14 protein-coding genes are annotated in these 18,774 nt (G+C 55.6%); 8 read left to right on the top strand and 6 right to left on the bottom strand.

The features are described 5' to 3' along the window. Positions 1–27: 27 nt before the first annotated feature. From H5P30_RS10000 to bla, 3 genes are all read right to left on the bottom strand, one after another. Positions 28–402 carry a hypothetical protein gene (locus H5P30_RS10000; RefSeq protein WP_185692807.1) on the bottom strand — a complete coding sequence of 125 codons (375 nt, stop codon included), beginning with the start codon at positions 400–402 and terminating at the stop codon, positions 28–30. 85 nt (positions 403–487) lie between these two features. Beyond that, positions 488–2,158 carry an ATP-binding cassette domain-containing protein gene (locus H5P30_RS09995; RefSeq protein WP_185692806.1) on the bottom strand — a complete coding sequence of 557 codons (1,671 nt, stop codon included), beginning with the start codon at positions 2,156–2,158 and terminating at the stop codon, positions 488–490. Positions 2,159–2,207: 49 nt separating this feature from the next. After that, positions 2,208–3,050 (bottom strand): class A beta-lactamase, encoded by an 843-nt coding sequence (gene bla / locus H5P30_RS09990; RefSeq protein WP_221774337.1) that lies wholly within the window; start codon positions 3,048–3,050, stop codon positions 2,208–2,210. A 319-nt stretch (positions 3,051–3,369) separates the two neighbouring features. On the opposite strand from bla, the gene H5P30_RS09985 reads away from it, so the two are divergent. From H5P30_RS09985 to H5P30_RS09965, 5 genes are all read left to right on the top strand, one after another. After that, entirely contained in the window at positions 3,370–4,698 is a 1,329-nt protein-coding gene (locus tag H5P30_RS09985; RefSeq protein WP_185692804.1) for a hypothetical protein, read from the top strand. Between the two features lie 41 nt (positions 4,699–4,739). Next, positions 4,740–5,729 carry a metal ABC transporter substrate-binding protein gene (locus tag H5P30_RS09980; RefSeq protein WP_185692803.1) on the top strand — a complete coding sequence of 330 codons (990 nt, stop codon included), beginning with the start codon at positions 4,740–4,742 and terminating at the stop codon, positions 5,727–5,729. A 641-nt stretch (positions 5,730–6,370) separates the two neighbouring features. Next, positions 6,371–6,829 (top strand): DUF4259 domain-containing protein, encoded by a 459-nt coding sequence (locus H5P30_RS09975; protein ID WP_185692802.1) that lies wholly within the window; start codon positions 6,371–6,373, stop codon positions 6,827–6,829. 677 nt (positions 6,830–7,506) lie between these two features. After that, positions 7,507–7,881 (top strand): hypothetical protein, encoded by a 375-nt coding sequence (locus tag H5P30_RS09970; protein WP_185692801.1) that lies wholly within the window; start codon positions 7,507–7,509, stop codon positions 7,879–7,881. Between the two features lie 88 nt (positions 7,882–7,969). Beyond that, the gene (locus H5P30_RS09965) at positions 7,970–8,530 is read left to right on the top strand and encodes a hypothetical protein (RefSeq protein WP_185692800.1); all 561 of its coding nucleotides are present in this window, start codon (positions 7,970–7,972) and stop codon (positions 8,528–8,530) included. Between the two features lie 96 nt (positions 8,531–8,626). On the opposite strand, the gene H5P30_RS09960 is transcribed toward H5P30_RS09965, so the two are convergent. From H5P30_RS09960 to H5P30_RS09950, 3 genes are all read right to left on the bottom strand, one after another. Continuing rightward, positions 8,627–9,727 carry a glycosyltransferase gene (locus H5P30_RS09960; RefSeq protein WP_185692799.1) on the bottom strand — a complete coding sequence of 367 codons (1,101 nt, stop codon included), beginning with the start codon at positions 9,725–9,727 and terminating at the stop codon, positions 8,627–8,629. Positions 9,728–9,746: 19 nt separating this feature from the next. After that, the gene (locus H5P30_RS09955; RefSeq protein WP_185692798.1) at positions 9,747–10,583 is read right to left on the bottom strand and encodes an SDR family NAD(P)-dependent oxidoreductase; all 837 of its coding nucleotides are present in this window, start codon (positions 10,581–10,583) and stop codon (positions 9,747–9,749) included. 74 nt (positions 10,584–10,657) lie between these two features. Beyond that, a complete protein-coding gene (locus H5P30_RS09950; RefSeq protein ID WP_185692797.1) occupies positions 10,658–11,917 on the bottom strand; it encodes a beta-ketoacyl-[acyl-carrier-protein] synthase family protein in 1,260 nt (419 codons plus the stop codon). A gap of 219 nt (positions 11,918–12,136) precedes the next feature. Between H5P30_RS09950 and H5P30_RS09945 the strand changes: the two genes are divergently transcribed. The 3 genes from H5P30_RS09945 (at position 12,137) to H5P30_RS09935 (ending at position 18,055) form a co-directional block, all read left to right on the top strand. Beyond that, complete coding sequence (locus tag H5P30_RS09945; protein WP_185692796.1) at positions 12,137–12,466, top strand: glutaredoxin family protein; 330 nt, start codon at positions 12,137–12,139, stop codon at positions 12,464–12,466. Positions 12,467–12,619: 153 nt separating this feature from the next. Next, positions 12,620–17,161: a glutamate synthase large subunit gene (gene gltB, locus H5P30_RS09940; protein WP_185692795.1), complete on the top strand. Its 4,542-nt coding sequence runs from the start codon at positions 12,620–12,622 to the stop codon at positions 17,159–17,161. Positions 17,162–17,584: 423 nt separating this feature from the next. Beyond that, positions 17,585–18,055: a hypothetical protein gene (locus H5P30_RS09935; protein WP_185692794.1), complete on the top strand. Its 471-nt coding sequence runs from the start codon at positions 17,585–17,587 to the stop codon at positions 18,053–18,055. Positions 18,056–18,774 lie beyond the last annotated feature (719 nt).

The following is an 18,774-nucleotide window of genomic DNA, read 5'->3' as shown; positions in this document are numbered from 1 at the left end:
ACATTCTTCTAATTTTGCCTGCGTCCATCAGTTCTTAGTCATAGCATGGACGTAAAGAAGCCCGCCATTCTCGACGGACAACTTGAAACGATACTTTTGCTGAAACTCGACATTTCCGGGGAGATCCGAGGGGAGAAAAATGGGGAGTGAGGAGCCGTCTAAATCGGCGGATACCAAGACGATCCTGCCGACCTGCTCCTCGGAGGCGAGGACGTTCTCCACCGACGCATCGAGGTGATACTGGTTTCCGGAAAACTGAAGTGGCCTTTCCATAAATGCGCTCACTGGAAGCGGTTCTGGATATCCACTCACCTCAGAAACCCGGTACCACTGAAATCCCGCCAGGCCAATAATTACGAGCAGGAGAAACAAGAGGAGAAAGCGAACCGAGGTGTTCTTCATGAGAATTTGAAGAAGTTGTCACAGTCCGCGGGAGGGTTCCAGAGAAAACCCTCCCTGGAGCAGATGAATTGAGGAGTCATGAGGGCTAACGAGTTCGATGCATCCGAAAGACGCCCGAGGCAACCAGAATCATTGCCGAAAATACATGAATGAGCAGCACGAGTAGGCACAGGAGATAAGGAGGGACCTTTTCTCCGCTAACAAAAACCGCGGCATCGTAGAGACCCGTATTGCGGAAGGAAGCCAAGTAGGAGGCCCATCCCCAATAGGTCGTAATCACTGAACGGAGGAGATCGGTCAACGGCTCGGGCAGGGTCAGAACAATCCCTGAGAGCGGCAATTGAAACCCGACCACATAGACCGCGAGCAGCGAAGCCTTTTCACCGGATTTTAACCAAGCCGAAAACCCAAGCGCCAACCACGACAAAGCCAACGAAACCAAGACCAGAGTAATCCCCTGGATCCACCAACTGCCGGGAAAGTGAACGACCGACTTCACCACCACCGTCATGACGATGCCCTGAACCACGGCGATTCCCCCGGTAAAGACCAACTTTTCGAAACAGAACGGACCGGGTCGCAACCCGCGAAGAGATTCCTGGAAAAACAGCCCGGCCTGCGGAGCGATTTCGCGGGCGCCGTTGTTGCTCCCGGTCAGGGTCAGGAGAACCACCTGAAAGAGAATAAGACTACTGACCAGCGAGCCGACATCTGCCGCCTCCTTGGCAAAAGCGATCTCTCCCTGCAGACGACCGAGAGTCCCGAGCCCCGAATCCATCGAGAGCCGCGTCAGCTGCGGGATCCCATCGAGCGCGAAAATGACCACCAGCAGCGGGAATCCGATGGTGATGGCCGCGGTCAAGGCCAGATAACCCCGGTCGCGGAGAAACAGCCGAAACCGCCGCTGCAAAAGCGTCTTGGCTTGGGAAAAATCACTCGCCGGAATTGTATTTCTCTTGGAAGGCGGTCTCTCCGCTTCGACGGATTTGGCGGGCTCTTCGCCCTTCTCCCGCCAAAGAGCAGCCCAATCCCGCGGATTCGACAAATCGCCCAAAAGCCGAAACAACTTCACCGGATCCTCAAGTTCGAACCATTTCTGGAAAGCTGGGAAATGGCCCTCAAAAACTTTTTCCCCGGCATCCAAAACAACGATCCAGTCGAACCGGTGGAGGTGATGGAGGTTGTGAATGACGTTGACCACCGTCTTACCCTGCCGCTCGACCAGCGTGCGGATCAGATCGAGAATACCATCCTCGGACTCTGGATCGAGCCCAGCTGTCACCTCGTCGCAGAAGAGAAGCGAGGGATCCGCCACCAGTTCCAAGGCCAAGGCCACCCGGCGCAACTGGCCTCCGCTCAACTTCCCCACAAACCGCGTGCGCAACCGCGACAGTCCCGTCTCCGCGAGGATTTGGTCCGCACGTCGGGAGATTTCTTCCGGTCCCATGTCGAGCAACTTGAGGCTGTAAAGGATCGACTCCTCAACGGTCAAATCCGGATGAGCCAGGCAAAACTGGGGAACGTAGCCGACCCGCCCCACCCGATCTCCGCGGCTCGTCAACTTGGTTCCCTCGAGCCAGAACTCCCCATCTGCCTGCAGCGCCCCCGAACCTACGGCGGCGCGGACGAGGGTTGTCTTTCCGCATCCTGAAGGCCCGATCACGGCATTCATGCATCCACTGCGAAAACGCGCCGAAACATTCTGCAGGACCGAGCGTCCTCCAGCCCGCACCGTGAGATTGCGCACTTCCATCATGAGCCGATCCTCCCGTCAGACGACATCCTTTTGCTGACGCCGAAATCGCTCATTCCGCAAGCTCCGCCGTAATGATCTGCCCAACCTGAGCAATGATCGCGTTTTGTTCGTCGCGCTCGATCCCCGGCCCGGAAAGGAAAACTGCGATGAGAATCGAGTCACGACCTGGGGGCCACGCGATCGCCACATCGTTACTCGCACCCCGCGCCCCAGAACCGGTCTTATCTCCGACCTTCCAAGAATCGTCCAAACCAGCCCGCAGTTTCTGACGTCCGGTTTCACAATTAATCATCCACTGGGCCAAAAGGTCTTGGGAGTCTTCCGACAAGATCGCTCCGACGAGAAATCTTTCGAGGGAATCGACCATGGCTACGGGGGTAGTCGTATCCCGATCATCACCCGGCTCGTTCGTATTCAAATCCGGCTCCATCCGGTCCAACCGCGTCGTCGGATCTCCCGACTCTCGCAGAGACTCGGTGAACCCCTCCGGTCCACCGATCGAGATCAGCAAAAGATTCGCCGCCGTATTGTCACTCCAAACCACGGCAGCCTGACAAAGGTCCGAAACGGTCATGCCCCCCGCACCGTCTTTCAAATTCTGGCTCGTCACCGGCGCGTAGGAGAGCAGATCCGACTCATCATAGGAAACGATCCTCTCCAAGTCTTCCTGACCGGCATCGACCCGTGCCAAGACAACCCCGGCGAGCAACGCCTTAAAGGTGCTCGCCATGGCAAACCGCTCGTTCGCGTGATAGCCCCAACGACGTCCGTCCCCCGCATCGAGAACCGCAACCCCAATCCGACAATCATTCACCGACTCCAACTCGTGCAGCGAATCCTGAAAACGCGAACCCGCACTCACGTACGAAAGCCCCGTGAAAATAACACACATCAGGATACCCAAAAGCCGAGAACACATAAGGGCCGACGGTAGAATTGGGCAAATCCCCGAGCAAGGGGAAAAGTGGCGACATCCCTCCGGTTCGGCGAAAGAACTCTGCGCACCGACCCTGCTCGGGCCTTGGGTACATTGGATACACTCCTCCGTTCCCGACCCAAAGGGAACGAATACAAAGCCGGAGGCTTGCGGCACTCGAGAAAACCAAGGGATTGAAAAATGGTTCAGAAATTGCTTCCGCTTCACGAGCTCTTGTTGTTAGTGTCTTTCATTTAGGCAAAAATCTGATCTACCTGAGCCGAAACAATCCATCATGAAACCAACTCTAAAACATCTTCTATCTTCCGCCGCAGTATTCCTGCCCGCAGCCCTTCCTCTCTCAGGGGAATCATCAGTCACAGTCGAGACTGAGAGCTGGAAAACGGGGGAAAACCTGACCATCAACTTTTTCGACGGGTTCGCGACGTTCCGTCCGGCGGTCTTTCTGAACGGTGTCGCTGGGGACAGCACGGTTTCTGACCCGGGAGAACTCGAAGTAGGAGCCCACGACCCCTATCGAAATGGACTTTCATTACAGGGGTTGGAGTTCTCCGGTCTTCTTGAATTTCAAAACGGCTTGGGCGCGGCCGCTGTTTACAACGTTTACGAAGACGAAGCGAACAACCGCCTGGACGGTGAATTTGAGGAAGGCTATGGAATCTACGAGCTTCCCGGATTGAATCTCCGTGGAGGCCGATACCTGAATGCATTTGGTTTCCGAAATCAAACCCACCTCCACGGCTGGGACTTCATCGATATGCCTCTCGCCTACGGACGCTTCCTTGGCGACCACGGTTTGCGCACCGACGGTGTCTCGGCTCAATTCGACATTCCCAGCCGCTGGGGAGCAAACCTCTCCTTCTCTCTCGGCCAGAACGTCGCACATGACCACGATCACGGCGACCACGACCATGGCGAAGAGGAAGAGCACGATCACGATGAAGGCCATGAACACTCCGGAGACGAAGAGCTTCTCTTTGACGGACTCACCGCCTCGACCCGCCTTTTCGTGCCCTGGAATCAAGATGACTTCCACCGTTGGGGTTCCCACGCCTCTATTGCCATGGGCGACAACCCGTCCGGGGGACCCTCGGTCGTATACGCAACCGGAATCGCCTACGAATGGCTCGAGAACGGATATGAACCCGGTGGCGCTCGCTTCCGAAGCTCCCTTGAGCTTTTTGGTCGATCCTGGACACTTTCCGAAAGTGGACATGACCACGACGAGCATGATCATGCTGACGAGGAAGAGCACGATCACGACGAAGAAGATCATGAGGGCGAAGAGCACGATGAGGAGGATCACGACCACGATGAGCATGATGAACACGGAGAAGAAGGATCCGGAACCGATTTTGGTTTCCTAGCCGAAGCGATTTACTCTCCCTCCTTTCGCTGGGACCTGGGAGGCCGCATTGGCTATGTCTCCGGCGATTCCAAAGCTGAGATCGACGAACGCTGGCGCTTTTCTCCAGCCGTGACCTGGTGGGCAAACGAAGAACGCAACATCTCCCTCCGTCTCCAATACAACTATGACGTCCTCCCCTCGCAGGAAGAGAGCTCCATCTGGCTGCAATTGGGCATCGCTTGGGGCTCCCACTAATGGAATCCCGAATTACCACTGAAACGTCAACCATCCAAACCATGCTTGATCTACCTTCTCTGACCAAACCGGCTCTTCTCCTCGGGCGCATTCAAAGCGCGCTCCGACTGCGTAGTCATCGACTGTCCCTCCTGCGCTCAGCGATCCTGGGAGCAGCGTTGCTCCCCGCTGCCGCCAGCGCCTTGGAGGTAGCGAGCCTTCATCCTCTTATGGCCGATCTTGCCCGTCAAGTCGGGCAGGATCGGGTCACGGTCATCGAGCTCATCGGCCCGGAAGACAATCCTCATGTATTCGATCCCAGTCCGAGAACCTTTGAGGCGATAGCCGACGCCCCCATCATTCTTGCCTCCGGGAAGGGACTGGAATCCAACTACCTCCCGAAGCTAGCCGACGCTCTCCAGCCCAATCAGGAGATCTTCGAAGTGGGACGAGGCGTTCATTCACTCGTAGCCGCAGATGGGAACCTTGCGCCCTGCTGTGCTCACCACCGCCATACAGGCATCATCGATCCACACTGGTGGCACGATCCCGACAACATGCGACGGGCGGCCTATGAGCTAGCGGATCAGTTTGGTGATCTCGACCCGGAGAATGCGGAGTTCTACGAAGAGAATGCCAAAGCCTATGCAAAAACACTCCGCACCCTCGACAATTGGATCGAGTCTCGCTTCGCGGAATTTCCTCCGTCCGAACGCGAGCTCGCAACCTCTCACCTCGCCTTTGGCTACCTCTGCCGCAAGTATGATCTGACTGCAGTTGCCATCCAAGGCCTAAACCGGGAAGACACCCCGTCGCCAAGAGGGCTGGCCGAAATCATTTCTTACTTCGGCGAGGAAAACGTAACCGTTTTGTTTCCTGAATACGGAAGCAATCCCAAGGCTCTGGAAACGATCGCAAAGGAAGCTGGCCTCCAGGTCGGTGCCCCCCTCTTCTCCGACGGGAACGGCCTCCCATCCGGAGAAGGGTATCTCTACATGATGCGGTCAAACGTTAATGCGATCGTCGACGGTTGGCAGAACAGCTCCTCGTAATCGTCTCCCGGTTCTCCAGGATATCAAGTTCGTCCCCCGTCACGGCGCGTAGCGGGACGAACGAGTGCCCTTCGACCGTAGCATCTGAGGAGGATTGCTACTAGAAGACAGAGACCATTCTGTCGTCGGTAGCGAAGAACTTTTCCGGGCCACTGAGACGGCCCAGAAAGCAAACTCGGTCAGCGTCGGGAGGCCATTGAGAGGCCGACTCAACGATAGCTCCTCGGGGAACATCGCCCACGAACCAGAGACGAATTCACCTCCGGGCTTCCATAAGCCTTGGCAGAGGCACTCCAGCGATTGCGGCATCCGTTCTCGATGACGCTAGCTCGTTCCGCCACAGCTCATCTCCTCCTCCTAAAACACTCTCAACTCATGGGTCTCTAATACCGAATTTAGGAAGTTTTGATAGTTATGGCGGGATGGGAAATGAGTCTGAGCGAGGCGGCAATTTGAAAGGTCCCGTATCCCAGAGCAAAAGTCATTGCTCCGCCTCCATCATCCGCCCACAATGCCTTTCAAGAATTCCCCCACGAAGCCGTCGGGGGAAAAACAAAATATAGTGAATGGCGTGAGAAAGAACAGAGGGATCGCACTTGGACTTGCTGCCGCACCCTTCATCCAAAAACACAAAAAACATCATGGGGGCTTGGGGCTTTAACACATTCGAGAACGACGGAGCATTGGATTGGCTTGACGATTTTCTCGACGCCCCATCGGAGAAGAAGATCCTCGAAGCTTTCTCAGCAGAGACCACGTATATCCAGCCAAGCCTGATGGGGAGATTAATGGGAAAGAAGCCTGAGAAGTTTACGGAGGAACTCGAAGGAGATGAGGTATTGGCCGCTGGAGAAGTCGTTGCCACCATCTCTGGCCATCCAGCAAATTCGAATCCTGAAGAGTTGAAAACCATTCCCAAGATTCACTTGGCTCCAGATACAACGACAAGAGCTCTGGCGGCCATTGAAGCAATATTGGCGAACTCAAACCTAAAGGATTGCTGGGAGGAGAGCGATGATTTCGAGCGCTGGAAGACGACCGTCGAGGATCTTCGAGAGCGACTCGAGCTTCTGCCGTGGTCACCGGCATCGCGCAAATAAGTGAGATATGGCAGAAGGACTCTACAGCGCTTGGCTTATTATTTGGATGTTTGTGCTCGGTCCTCTTCTGATGGTCTTTGTATTCGGGCTAATTCTCACATCCCCGCTCTGGATTTTCCTGACGGTATCACTGCTTTCCTATGCAAGCTCATCGATCAGTCGAAAACTCACAAAAAGAAACTGACTCCAGCCTCGACTTTTCCTTCAGATAAATATGGCACATGGACTCATTTTCTCCTCAGCGGTGATATCGAAACTCAAAGAGTCTTGAAACCAAGACTCCAAAAACGATAGCGCCTACAAATGGACCAAATCTCACCATCCGATTTTCCCTCTCCATGGAATGAAATCGCGCATCTGCTGATCGCTACGTTCCTTTTCTACTTCATGGTGAATACAGTAAAACGAGGTTTTGTCGATTGGAGCCTACGGTTTGGGTCACCCAGAAACGGGCCTCAAATCGGAGAAAGAAGGTTCACTCAAAGAAACTCGCCGAAAATCTTTTGGTCTACTCTGTTTTTCTTTTCCCTCGCCTTCTCCTACTGCATCGTCACTGCCATATTGAAGGAGGAAGAAAAGTGGATAATCATCGTTTCCATACTTTTTTTATCGGGAATAATTGTAAAACTACTGAGAACGATAGGCCCTAGAAAATCCCGAGACGACACTTCAGAATCATGAAAAAGATTCCCCGATTTGCCGTTACGGAACTAGAGGGTCTGATCCAATTGCTTCAAGGGGAAGATATCCCCTTCGACCTTGAAGGGGTCAGTATGGGAGCGTCCGCGATCGGCGGAACGACCGAGTATTTTCTAGTCGTCCATGACGAGGATTTTATCGATACCTGCGCTCTCCTGATGGATTACTTCTCGATAAGTGGCGGGACCCAAGAACCGTTCGAGGGGACCTGCCCGGCCTGCGGGACGACCGTTCCCAAATCCCTCGACTGCCCCGAGTGCGGCCTCCACTTCGGATTCCCCACCCCCGACGGGATCAAAGAGCATCCGTTCTATCGATTCCTTGAGCATCATTCGCTATTGCCCGAGGATTGACCGGTGTGGAGTGAATCGGATGGCGAAGACCCCACTACAAAAACGAGCCTTGATTGACATGCACCGGATACAGAACAAATCTGTCTAAATGAAAATCCTCTTCCCTGCCCTCCCTCTCATTTTCTTCCTAACGGCTTCGTTGTTCTCGAAAACCTTTCTGAAGATGGAGAATTTCGATCCGGCCTCGGAGGAGGACTCCCTCGCACTTACGGAAGGGTTCGCGATGATCTTCGAAAACGACTTCCAGAAGGCGGTCTACGAGCACCTGGAGGAGACGACCCAGAGTCCTGTGCCCCAAAACCTGTTCAATATCCTCGAAATTCAAGTTTATCCCAACCGGGGGGAAATACTCCTTTTCGGCATCGGAAAATATCCGGATGAGGTCGAGAAATCATTTGCTCGGACATTTATGCGTCTTCGATTGCAAGAATCCACGACGGAACGCCTCGAAGCCAACCAACTCATCCAAATGGATCTACAAGAGCTCGAAGAACAACTTTCCGACTCCGATCTCAAATCTCCCGAAAAAGAAAAACTCGAAAAACGTCGGAAGGCCCTACGAGCCCAATTCGATTTGAACCTTCAGGACCAACGTTCCCGGTGGTCGACTTGGAGGGACCAGCCCCAGAAAAGTCTTCCGACTCCCTAATCCGAACGATCACTCTTTGCCAGTACGACGCAGAGTCGGCCACAGAAAGAGTGAATCGAGGCGAAAAGGGTTGGCGCCTACCGGGAGGCCAATGGATCAAAGGGACGGGAATCTCCCGAGCGATTGAAATAGATTTAGGTATTCTCGGGCTCGGATCGTCGGGTCGAAGCGTGATTGGGCTTGGGACTGGTATTTTTCGGACCTGGCTTTGAGGCTCGAGGCGTTGCCGGGCAAACTACTGATCCAAGCCGCGAGTTGGGTCTCTCCTTCCGGCGAATCTTCGAGGAGGCATCCACCCGCCTCTTCACTTACCAGTTCTTCGACCCCGGCACAGCGGGTGGCTACGACGGGAACGCCAGACCAGAGGCCTTCGACAAGGGCGTTTGGCGAGGATTCTTCCTGGGAGACAGAGGCCAATCCGTCAGCAGCTGCGAGGAATTTCTCCGGATCACTACGACTTCCCCAAAAGCGAACTCGGTTAGCGTCGGGAAGCGATTGAAAAGCTGACTCCACTGCAGAGCGGCGAGGGCCGTCGCCGACGAACCAGAGACGGATTCGCTTCCGGGCCTGCGGATCCACTTCTTGCCAGATCTTTAGAAAACGATTCTGAGCCTTACCGGGCACGAAAGAACCGAGGCAGAGAAGGAAACATTCGTCCTCCCCGACTCCAAGGTCGTCGCGGGCTTCTCGACGACTCGGCAAAGGGATTCCGGCAAGACGACAGCCATTCTCGATGACACGCACTCGGTCCGCCGCGGCTCCCTCTTTTTCAGCGAGGCGGCTGGCAAAAGCGCTGTTGGTGACCACCGCTTCGGCAGAGGCAAGAACGCGCCGATACCCTCCCGGCAAGGGTCGCCCCGTCCGCATGGTGGCAACGAGACCGTGTATCCTCTCCTGGCGGAACTTGCGCCCGAGAGACCAGTGGGCATTGCGTCCAAAAGCGATGACTCGCTCGGGCTGAAACTTTCGAATCGCCCGCATGAGGCCCGGAGACCACCAGTTCCACGGTGTGGAGAAAGGCTGGAGGAACTCGGGGGCTGGTCCTCGAGTCTGGCTCTGAGGGAACAGGCCACCCCCACGGCGAAATACGAGGCGCTGCACCTCGTGGCCCTCGTCGGACCAGCGGGCCGTGAGGTCGAGAAACTGAGACTCCGTGCCACCGACTCGGAGGTAGTCCTGAATGGCCAAAATCCTCACCGCTGGCTTCCCCCGAATTTCAATGGCTCGATCCCGAACCCTTGATCCCGTAATAGCGCTTGTGGACCATCGCCACCCAATCTTCTGGAAAAAGCCGGGCCAAGACCGAGGCCAGCTTGGCTTGGAAGAAAGTACCCACCCGAACCGTGCGCGAACGCTGTTTGAGGAGGGCGCGCCGGACTGGAGGCCAGATCGATTTCGGATCCGCCCCCTGCTGCAAATGGTGCTCGAGAGCCTCCCACACTTTCGCCAGATCGCCCTGCTCCGCGGATCCGCGAACGGCATCGTTGAACCCTGTGCGAAAATCTCCCGGCCGAAGATCGAGAACAAAGGGTTGCCCGACTCCCCCCGGGAACTCGATCGCCAAGGAACGGGAAAACCCAGAGAGCCCCGCCTTCACCGCGTTGTAGCCGTGGAGGAAAGGGAGTGGAAATTCAACGGAAAGGGAGGAAACATTGACGACTGCCGGAGCACGGCTCCCCTGCCCGACCGAATCGAGAAACATTTTGGAGAGCTTCATCGCACTTTCCTGCATGGCGGTGACTTGCCCTGCTAAGTCGTCCACAGAAATGGAAGCGATTCCACCAAACTGGCCAAAACCCGCATTGTTGATGAGGAGCACGGGCGTTTTCTCCCAAGGTGGAGTGGCGACAAATCGGTTCACCGACTCGCGATCCGCCAAATCCAAAGCTACCGGATGAACCGGAAGACCCGTGGCCTCAACGCGGGCCACACTCCGGCTTCCGGCCCAGACCTCAACGCCTTCAGCGAGGAGACCTTCCACCAGGATACGGCCCAAGCCCGAACTGCCTCCAGTGACCATGGCGGTCGGAAAACGGTCGGAAAAATCACTCACTACGTTCTCTCCTTTCTCCAAACCAGATGGACGCCCGATCTTCCGAACCGGTACCTTTAATCCCGATCCGCGATTTACGCGCGCTCGAAGACCAAGCTGACGTTCGCTCCACCAAAACCACTACTGTTGGTAATGAGGCGCTGGATCTCTCGTTTTTCCGTGGTCGGAATAATATTCAGATCTTCGGCACCCTTTTCCGGGTTCACAAAGTTGGCCGACCCGGGAACAAATCCCTTCTTTAAGGAAAGAACGGAAATCGCGGCCTCGAGGACGCTGGCCATCGAAAGAGCATGACCGGTCAGCGCCTTGGTGCTGCTCACCATCGGCGAGACTCCCTTTTCGGCAAAAACCTTTCGCAGGGCTTTGATTTCGGCGATATCTCCCATCGGCGTCGAGGGCGCGTGGGCGTTGATATAATCGACATCAGAAACCTCGATTTCGGCCCGCTTCAGGGCCATTTCGATGGCGCGGATGAGGCCGTCCCCTTCCGGTTGCGGAAGAACAGCGCTAAACCCGTCGGAAGCTTGGCCATAGCCGATCATACGACCGTAAATCGAAGCCCCGCGGCTGACAGCGACATCTTCCGCCTCGAGGACCATGGCGACTCCGCCGCCGGTTCCGACAAACCCGTCATGATCGCGGTCAAAGGGCCGCGAAGCGGTTGCCGGATCTGGATTGAGAGAAAGAGCCCGCATAGACGCGAAAGGAAGAATGCACTCCGTATTGCCGTCTTCGGCGCCCACCACGACCATCCGCTTCTGGCGGCCGGACTGAATCTCTTCGAAGGCCGCCGCGAGAGCGTGGCCGGAAGAAGCGCAAGCCGAGACATAACCGCAAGTCGCCCCACGAATGTGAAAATGGCTGGCGAGATTAAAGTTCATGGTCCCCGCGATCGAGGCGACGATGGCCTTCGGCTGAGAGCGCTCGGCACCATACTCCCGCAGGTGATTCACATGGTACACCAGCGAAGAGGTAGATCCGGCCGAGGCCGTGAACATCCCGGTGTCGGGATTGGAGATATCCTCCGTCTGCAAACCGGCGTCTTCGATCGCATCCTTCATGGCGCAATAACCGTAAAGCACGTGCGGAGAAAGACTTCGCAAAAATGACCGATTGATCCGATACTGGGACGGGAAGGTCCAATCCTCTTGGTCCATCGAGGCGGTATCGAAGTCCTTGATCGTCCCCAAAACGTGGATCGGGATCTTCGGATCATCGAAGCCCGGATACCATTCAATCCCCGATCGAAGATTTTCCAAACTGCTCTGAACCTCATCGCGGCTATTGCCGATGCTCGTGATGAAGCCCAAGCCCGTGACAACGACCTTGCTCATGTGTCCCCGAAGGTGAATTTGGATGATCCCATACGTGAAAACCCCAAACCTAAACCGACGGCGACCGGACAAGGCAAGCAAACACTGCCCTCGATCTTCTGAGAGGGCCGATTTTTGAAAAAATTGCCCCCCGAAGGCTCCCCATACTTGCACAGAACCGATTTCCCGTCTTGTTAGAGGGGGTTCGTCATTCGCAAACACGTTTAATCTAAGACTATTATGAAAATCACAGCCTACCTAAAGCCTACATGCGGCTGGAGCCGCGGAGTCCGTGCCATCCTCAAGAAATATGATTTGGAGTACACCGACCTCGACATCGTCAACAATCGCGAGCTTTACGAGGAAATGTGTGCAAAGTCCGGCCAGCACCTCTCCCCTTGCGTCGAGATCGACGGGGTGATGCTCGCGGATGTGAGCGGTGAGGAAGTCGAGAACTACCTCGTCGCCAACCAACTCGTCGAGAAGAGCGCAGCTGACGTCGATTATCCGACCAACCAGTCCTGCTCTTCCCACCGCCGCGAAGACCCGCAGACGGTGCGCTTTTTCTAGAATTTTTCTGGAAAAAAGAATTTCCTCGGCAAAGTTCGAGGAATTAGCAAAAAAAATGCTTTGTTCCACTTCCGGGATCGGGATTTCCTGATCCCGGACTCTTAACAGCCGCATGGCGCTTCGTCGTGCGGCTAAACTACGAATTAGAACCGTATGACTTTCGACAATCCATCTCCACTGTACAACCCGGACCAAGAACACGATGCCTGTGGCGTCGGGTTCATCGCCAACATTAATGGCGAACGCTCTTACGCGACTCTGGACCGGGCCCTGCAAGGACTGAAAAACCTCGCCCACCGCGGGGCGATCGACGCCGATGCAGTGACAGGAGATGGAGCTGGGGTTCTGACCCAAATCCCCTACGAGCTTTTCGAAAGCTTCCTCGAAGAAAAAGGCAAAACCCTCTACGAAAAGAGCGATCTCGGCGTGGGCATGGTCTTCATGCCCCGCGACGATGAGTATGCCCGCAATCACGCAAAGCAGATCATCGAGGACGCGATCAAAAAGGAGGGGTTGAACTTCCTGGCTTGGCGCGACGTGCCTGTAAACCCGGAGTGCCTCGGCAAGAAAGCCGAGTTGACTCGTCCGGCAATCGTCCAAGTTCTGATCGGCAAAGCCCCGGAAATGGACGGCGACGCCTATGAACGGGCGCTCTTCCTCGCGATGCGGACGGCCATGCGCGAAGCCGGGGAGAAAAACATCCCGGACTTCTACATTGTCAGCTTTTCGCACCGGACCATCACATACAAGGGGCTTCTCAACGCTCCGCAGGTGGGTCAATTTTACACCGACCTGCGTTCCGAGCTCTACCAAACCGCCTTTACGGTCTTCCACCAGAGATTCGCGACGAACACCCTCCCCGACTGGACGAAGGCTCAGCCCTACCGGATGCTGGCCCACAACGGTGAGATCAACACGATCAAAGGTAACCGCAACCTGATGCGGGCGCGGGAATTTTCGAACAATCACGGCGTCTGGGGCGATCGCTACAAGGATCTCAGCCCGATGATTCAGCAGGACATGTCGGACTCGACCAGCCTCGACAACACCCTCCAGCTCCTGAGCGTCGGCGGGCGCACCTGCTTCCATGGAGTGAGCATGATGATCCCCTCCGCATGGGAGAACAACCCGAACCTGCCGGAAGACGTGCGCGCCTTCTACCGTTGCCACTCAGCCATGATGGAGCCGTGGGATGGTCCGGCTGCGGTCGCCTTCACGGATGGCCGCTTCGTCGGAGGGACCCTTGACCGAAACGGTCTACGCCCCTGCCGTTACAAGATCTACGAAGATGGATTCATCGTCCTCGGGTCCGAAGCAGGATTGATTCGCGACTGGGGTTCTCCCGTAATCGAAGCTGGTCGACTGGGACCAGGACGCATGATCGCTGTCGACATTGAGAAGCACACCGTTCTCCGCGACGCCGACATCAAGAACGTCCTCGCAGGCGATGAAGACTACGTCAGCTGGTGCAAGCGCTCTCTCGTTCCCCTCTCCGACCTCATCGCCAAGAAAAAGAAGAGGGAAGTGGAGCCCATTGACGAAAAGGAGATCACCCCATTGCGGGTGTGCTTCGGCTACAGCACCGACGAGGAAGAAATGGTCCTAAAGCCGCTCGTGCAGACCGGACAGGAAGCCGTCGCCTCCATGGGGGACGATACTCCGCTTGCCGTTTTCTCACAGCGCAGCCGCCTCCTTTTTTCCTACTTCCGTCAACTCTTTGCCCAAGTCACCAACCCGGCCATCGACTCCCTGCGGGAGCGCTCGGTCATGTCGGTGAAGGTCAATCTCGGCGGACGCCTGGGGCTCTTTGAGCCTCTTTCGAGCGAGCACCCGTTTATTACACTGGAGTCCCCTCTCCTCTTCGAGAGTGAGCTGAAGGCCATCCGTGAGAGCAAAGTCTTCAAGGGAACCGATACCGTCATCGACACAACCTTCCCCGCCGATATCGATTCGGAGAAGTTCGGCGAAGAGGTGAAGCGTCTCGTTTCCGAAGCGGTCGACGCTGTCGAAGGGGGAGCCAAGTTGATCCTTCTGTCCGACCGCAAGACCTCGGCCAAACGTGCGCCGATCCCGGCTTTGTTGGCCGTGGGAGCCGTCCACCAAGGGCTTGTCCGCGCCGGACGCCGCCTGCGTTGTGATATTATTGCCGATACGGCCGAAGCTCGCGACGTTCACCAAATCGCCTGTCTCCTCGGCTTCGGCGCCAACGCCGTTCACCCCTGGTTCGCCCAGGACATGCTCATTAAGATGGGCGCGGCCGATGAAGAGAAGCCACTCGATGCGGAAGCCGCTCTGGCCAACTACCGCAAGGCCATCGACAAGGGCATCCTCAAGATCATGTCGAAGATGGGTATCAGCACCCTCTTCAGCTACCAAGGGGCTCAAGTCTTCGAAGCCGTGGGCATCAGCTACCCGGTCATTCGCGAATGCTTCCGAGGCAGCGCCTGCCCAATCGGAGGAATCGGCTATCCGCAGATCTGCGACGAGACCCTGGCCCGCCACCAGAAAGCATACGGCAAGGAACCCGCCGAACTCTGGGACGAAGGGTACTACAGCGTCGTCAAGCGTGGTGCTGCAGAGTTCCACGGTTGGAATTCCAAGGTTGTCGGAGGAATGAACAAGATCTTCCGCGGCGACTCCAAGAAGTTTGACCGCTTCCTACCGTTCAAGGAAGCCAGTGAAAACCACCAGTCCATGTCGGTGCGCGATCTATTGAAGTTCCGCTACCTGACAAAGCCGATCTCTCTGGAGAACGTCGAGCCGATCGACGAGATCCGCCGCCGCTTCACCACGGCTGGGATGTCTCTCGGAGCCATCTCGCCCGAAACCCACGAGGCTTTGGCCATCGCCATGAACAGCATCGGCGGGAAGTCGAACTCCGGCGAAGGGGGCGAAGATCCAAAGCGCTTCCGCATCCGTCCGGACGGCACCAGTGCCAACAGCGCCATCAAGCAAGTCGCCTCGGGTCGCTTCGGGGTCACCGCAGCCTACTTGGCAAATGCCCGTGAGATTGAGATCAAGGTCGCCCAAGGGGCAAAGCCCGGTGAGGGCGGACAGCTCCCTGGCCACAAAGTCACCGACCTCATCGCCACCCTCCGTTTCAGCGTTCCCGGCGTCACTCTGATCTCGCCGCCGCCGCACCACGACATTTACTCAATCGAGGATCTGGCCCAGCTGATTTACGACCTCAAGCAGGTCAACCCACGCGCCAAGGTCTGCGTGAAACTCGTCTCCTCCTCGGGAGTCGGAACGATTGCCGCCGGGGTGGCGAAAGCCTATGCCGACGTGATTCTGATCTCCGGACACGACGGGGGAACCGGGGCCTCTCCGATTTCCTCGATCAAGCACGCAGGATCGGCGTGGGAAATCGGCCTCGCCGAAGCCCACCAAGTCCTGATGATGAACGACCTCCGCAGTCGCGTCGTCCTCCGCACCGACGGGGGCATGAAGACTGGCCGTGATATCGTCATCGCAGCCATCCTCGGTGCCGAGGAATTCAACTTCGGCACGGGTGCTCTGATCGCTGCCGGTTGCGCGATGTTCCGGGTCTGCCACAAGAACACCTGCCCGGTCGGCGTTGCGACCCAGCGGGAAGACCTTCGCAAGAAGTTCAAGGGCAAGCCCGAGAACCTCATCAACTACTTCAACGCTGTCGCCGAAGACGTGCGCAGGATCATGGCCAACCTCGGGGTAGCCACCATTGACGAACTCGTGGGCCGCACCGACCTCTTGGAGCAAATCCAGGATCCGAAGAATCCGAAGACCGCAACGATCAACTTCGCCGGCATCCTTCACAACCCGGATCCAAGCGGAGTCCTCTCCCGCATTCACACCCGTGAGCGCAACGACCGCATCGGTGGTGAGGGATCGATTGACGACCAAATCCTCCAGGAAGCCATCGAGACCGTCACCCACCTGACTCCGAAGTTCTCCCAGACCTACAAGGTGAAGAATGTTCACCGCAACATCGGGACGCACCTCTCTGGAGAAATCGCCTACATGCACGGAAACAACGGCATGCCGGCGGGGACCATGGACCTCAAATTCATCGGCAGCGCGGGTCAGAGCTTCGGAACCTTCCTCGTTCAAGGCGTCCGCCTCACCCTCATGGGAGAAGCCAATGACTACGTCGGGAAGGGAATGAATGGCGGTGAAATCATCGTTCGCCCACAGGATCGCGAAAGCTTCGTCTGGAAAGACAACATCATCGTCGGAAACACCTGCCTCTACGGTTCCACCGGTGGATTCCTCTTCGCCGCCGGCCTGGCCGGTGAGCGCTTTGCCGTCCGCAATAGCGGTGGCACGGCCGTGGTCGAAGGAATTGGAGACCACGGTTGTGAGTACATGACCGGCGGAACGGTCGTGGTCCTCGGCGAAACCGGCACAAACTTCGGCGCTGGAATGAGCGGCGGACTCGCGTTCATCTACGATCCAGACAAGAAATTCGAGCAATCCTACAACCCGGAAATGGTGACTCCCGCCCGTCTCGACAAGAATGACGAGATTACGGCCCTCAAGAAGCTCATCGAGCTCCACGCCTCCCTCACCGAAAGTCCGCACGCCAAGGCCCTCTTGAAGAAATGGAAGACCACCGTCTCCCACTTCTGGAAAGTAGTTCCCCACCGCGCGGAAGGCCTCCCCGAACCCGTATTCGAGTTCGGCGAAAAGCTCGAGGCGGTCATCGCCAAAGCCTAATCGTCGACGGGGGAGCTCTTCCCCCTTGACGAACCTCCCGTTCCCGATTCTGATCTCCAACCTCAGAATCGGGAAACGATTTCGCGGGCGTCGTATAACGGCTATTATGTGACCTTCGGAACCGTTTACACGTTATCATTCAACGACTTACAGAAGTTGAGTGCTAAAAAAGTGCTAGGGATTTTCGTTTCTGGCCTTTGATTTTACTGGTTTAGAATCCGCGCAGAAACAGAATGAATACCGATACTATAGATCAATGCGCACAGAAGACCCCGCAATCGACCTAGCGATAAAGCCAGAAAATCGACTTTTGTGAAGTAGAATCAAAGAACATTAAAAAAAACACAAAAGCCAAAGTTTATTGACACAAAAAGCCCACTTCTCGTTTGACACGATCCTGTAGTGTTGTTTTTACTGCAAAACATGAACGAGGATTTAGAAACGCTACGAGACGAGCTGATCCAGCAAATTAAGTCGCTGACCGAAGACCTTCAGGCGGTTGAAAGGGTTATCAGGATTTCATCGGATGACTTCACTAAAGCTAGCCTCCCAAAAACAGTCTCCTCATATGGACCACCACCACGACTAACACCAAAACCACCCCCTCCTCCAACTACTTCTTCCCTGCCCCGAGTTCGCGTTCGAAACAGGACAAGGATAACCCTAAAGGAACGAATCGTCATGGCAATCCACAGAATGGATTCCGAATTCACGAGCACCGACATTATGAATGAAATTTCCGACTATATAGATGTAGACGCCAACCGATCAAATATCAGTTCCTATCTGTCGGAGCTTGCAGACGAAGGCACTATGATCGAGAAAACCAAAACTGGTACCGGCAGGATTCCATCAAGCTTCAAAAAGCTCGGGCCTACAGTCTCCGCGGGCTAAACATTATCCGATCCCCTAGCCCACTAACGCGAAAGGAAAACTCATGATTCCAAGAAGAACACAAAGCGCCATCTGATAGTCTTGGCGCAAACAAAAATAATCCCCCTTCCAAGCGTTGTTTACTAGGCGCAGCTTTGTCGGGGGGACTATCTTTTTTTCGGGGCAAGCGGAAGTGGTCTTCCAAGGGAGCCTTTAGACCTCCCTCCTTGGGTTCGATTCCCACTTGCTCCAAATTTTCAAAATTCTTAACTTATTAAAAAAATCTAGTGGTTTGTACGTGAAAGTCAAGAATGCCATTTGTACCGATTTTTCGTTCTATCGGCCCGTACGAGCGTAGTAACAGTAGATTGCCAGTACAGTTCAAACTCCGTTGAGACTGTACGTAAGCTGGAAAACATAACTCAACCTTTCTGCCGGATTCCGGTCATCTCCGCCCTAACTCCTCGGAAATAACCATTGAAGCAACGAAAGCAGCGCCGCAATTCCTGCGACCACAGCCGCAACTTTCGCCCAAAATACCATCCTTTTCTCAGATTTTTCCGTTTCGAGAAGTTCGATCCTGTGGCGAATGGTTGAACAGTATTGAGCGTATTTTGCGTGAAAAGCCGGATTGTGGCTAGGCGGAATCCTACTGGTTACCCGCGCATACTTCCGAAGCGTTTCTAAATCGGCATCGTAAATAGACCCGTCCGAACAAGCGCGTTCAACTTCTGGCCAAT

Source organism: Puniceicoccus vermicola, from assembly GCF_014230055.1.
In the GTDB taxonomy this organism is placed as follows: Bacteria; Verrucomicrobiota; Verrucomicrobiia; order Opitutales; family Puniceicoccaceae; genus Puniceicoccus; species Puniceicoccus vermicola.
This window is presented reverse-complemented; position numbering and strand designations above follow the sequence as displayed.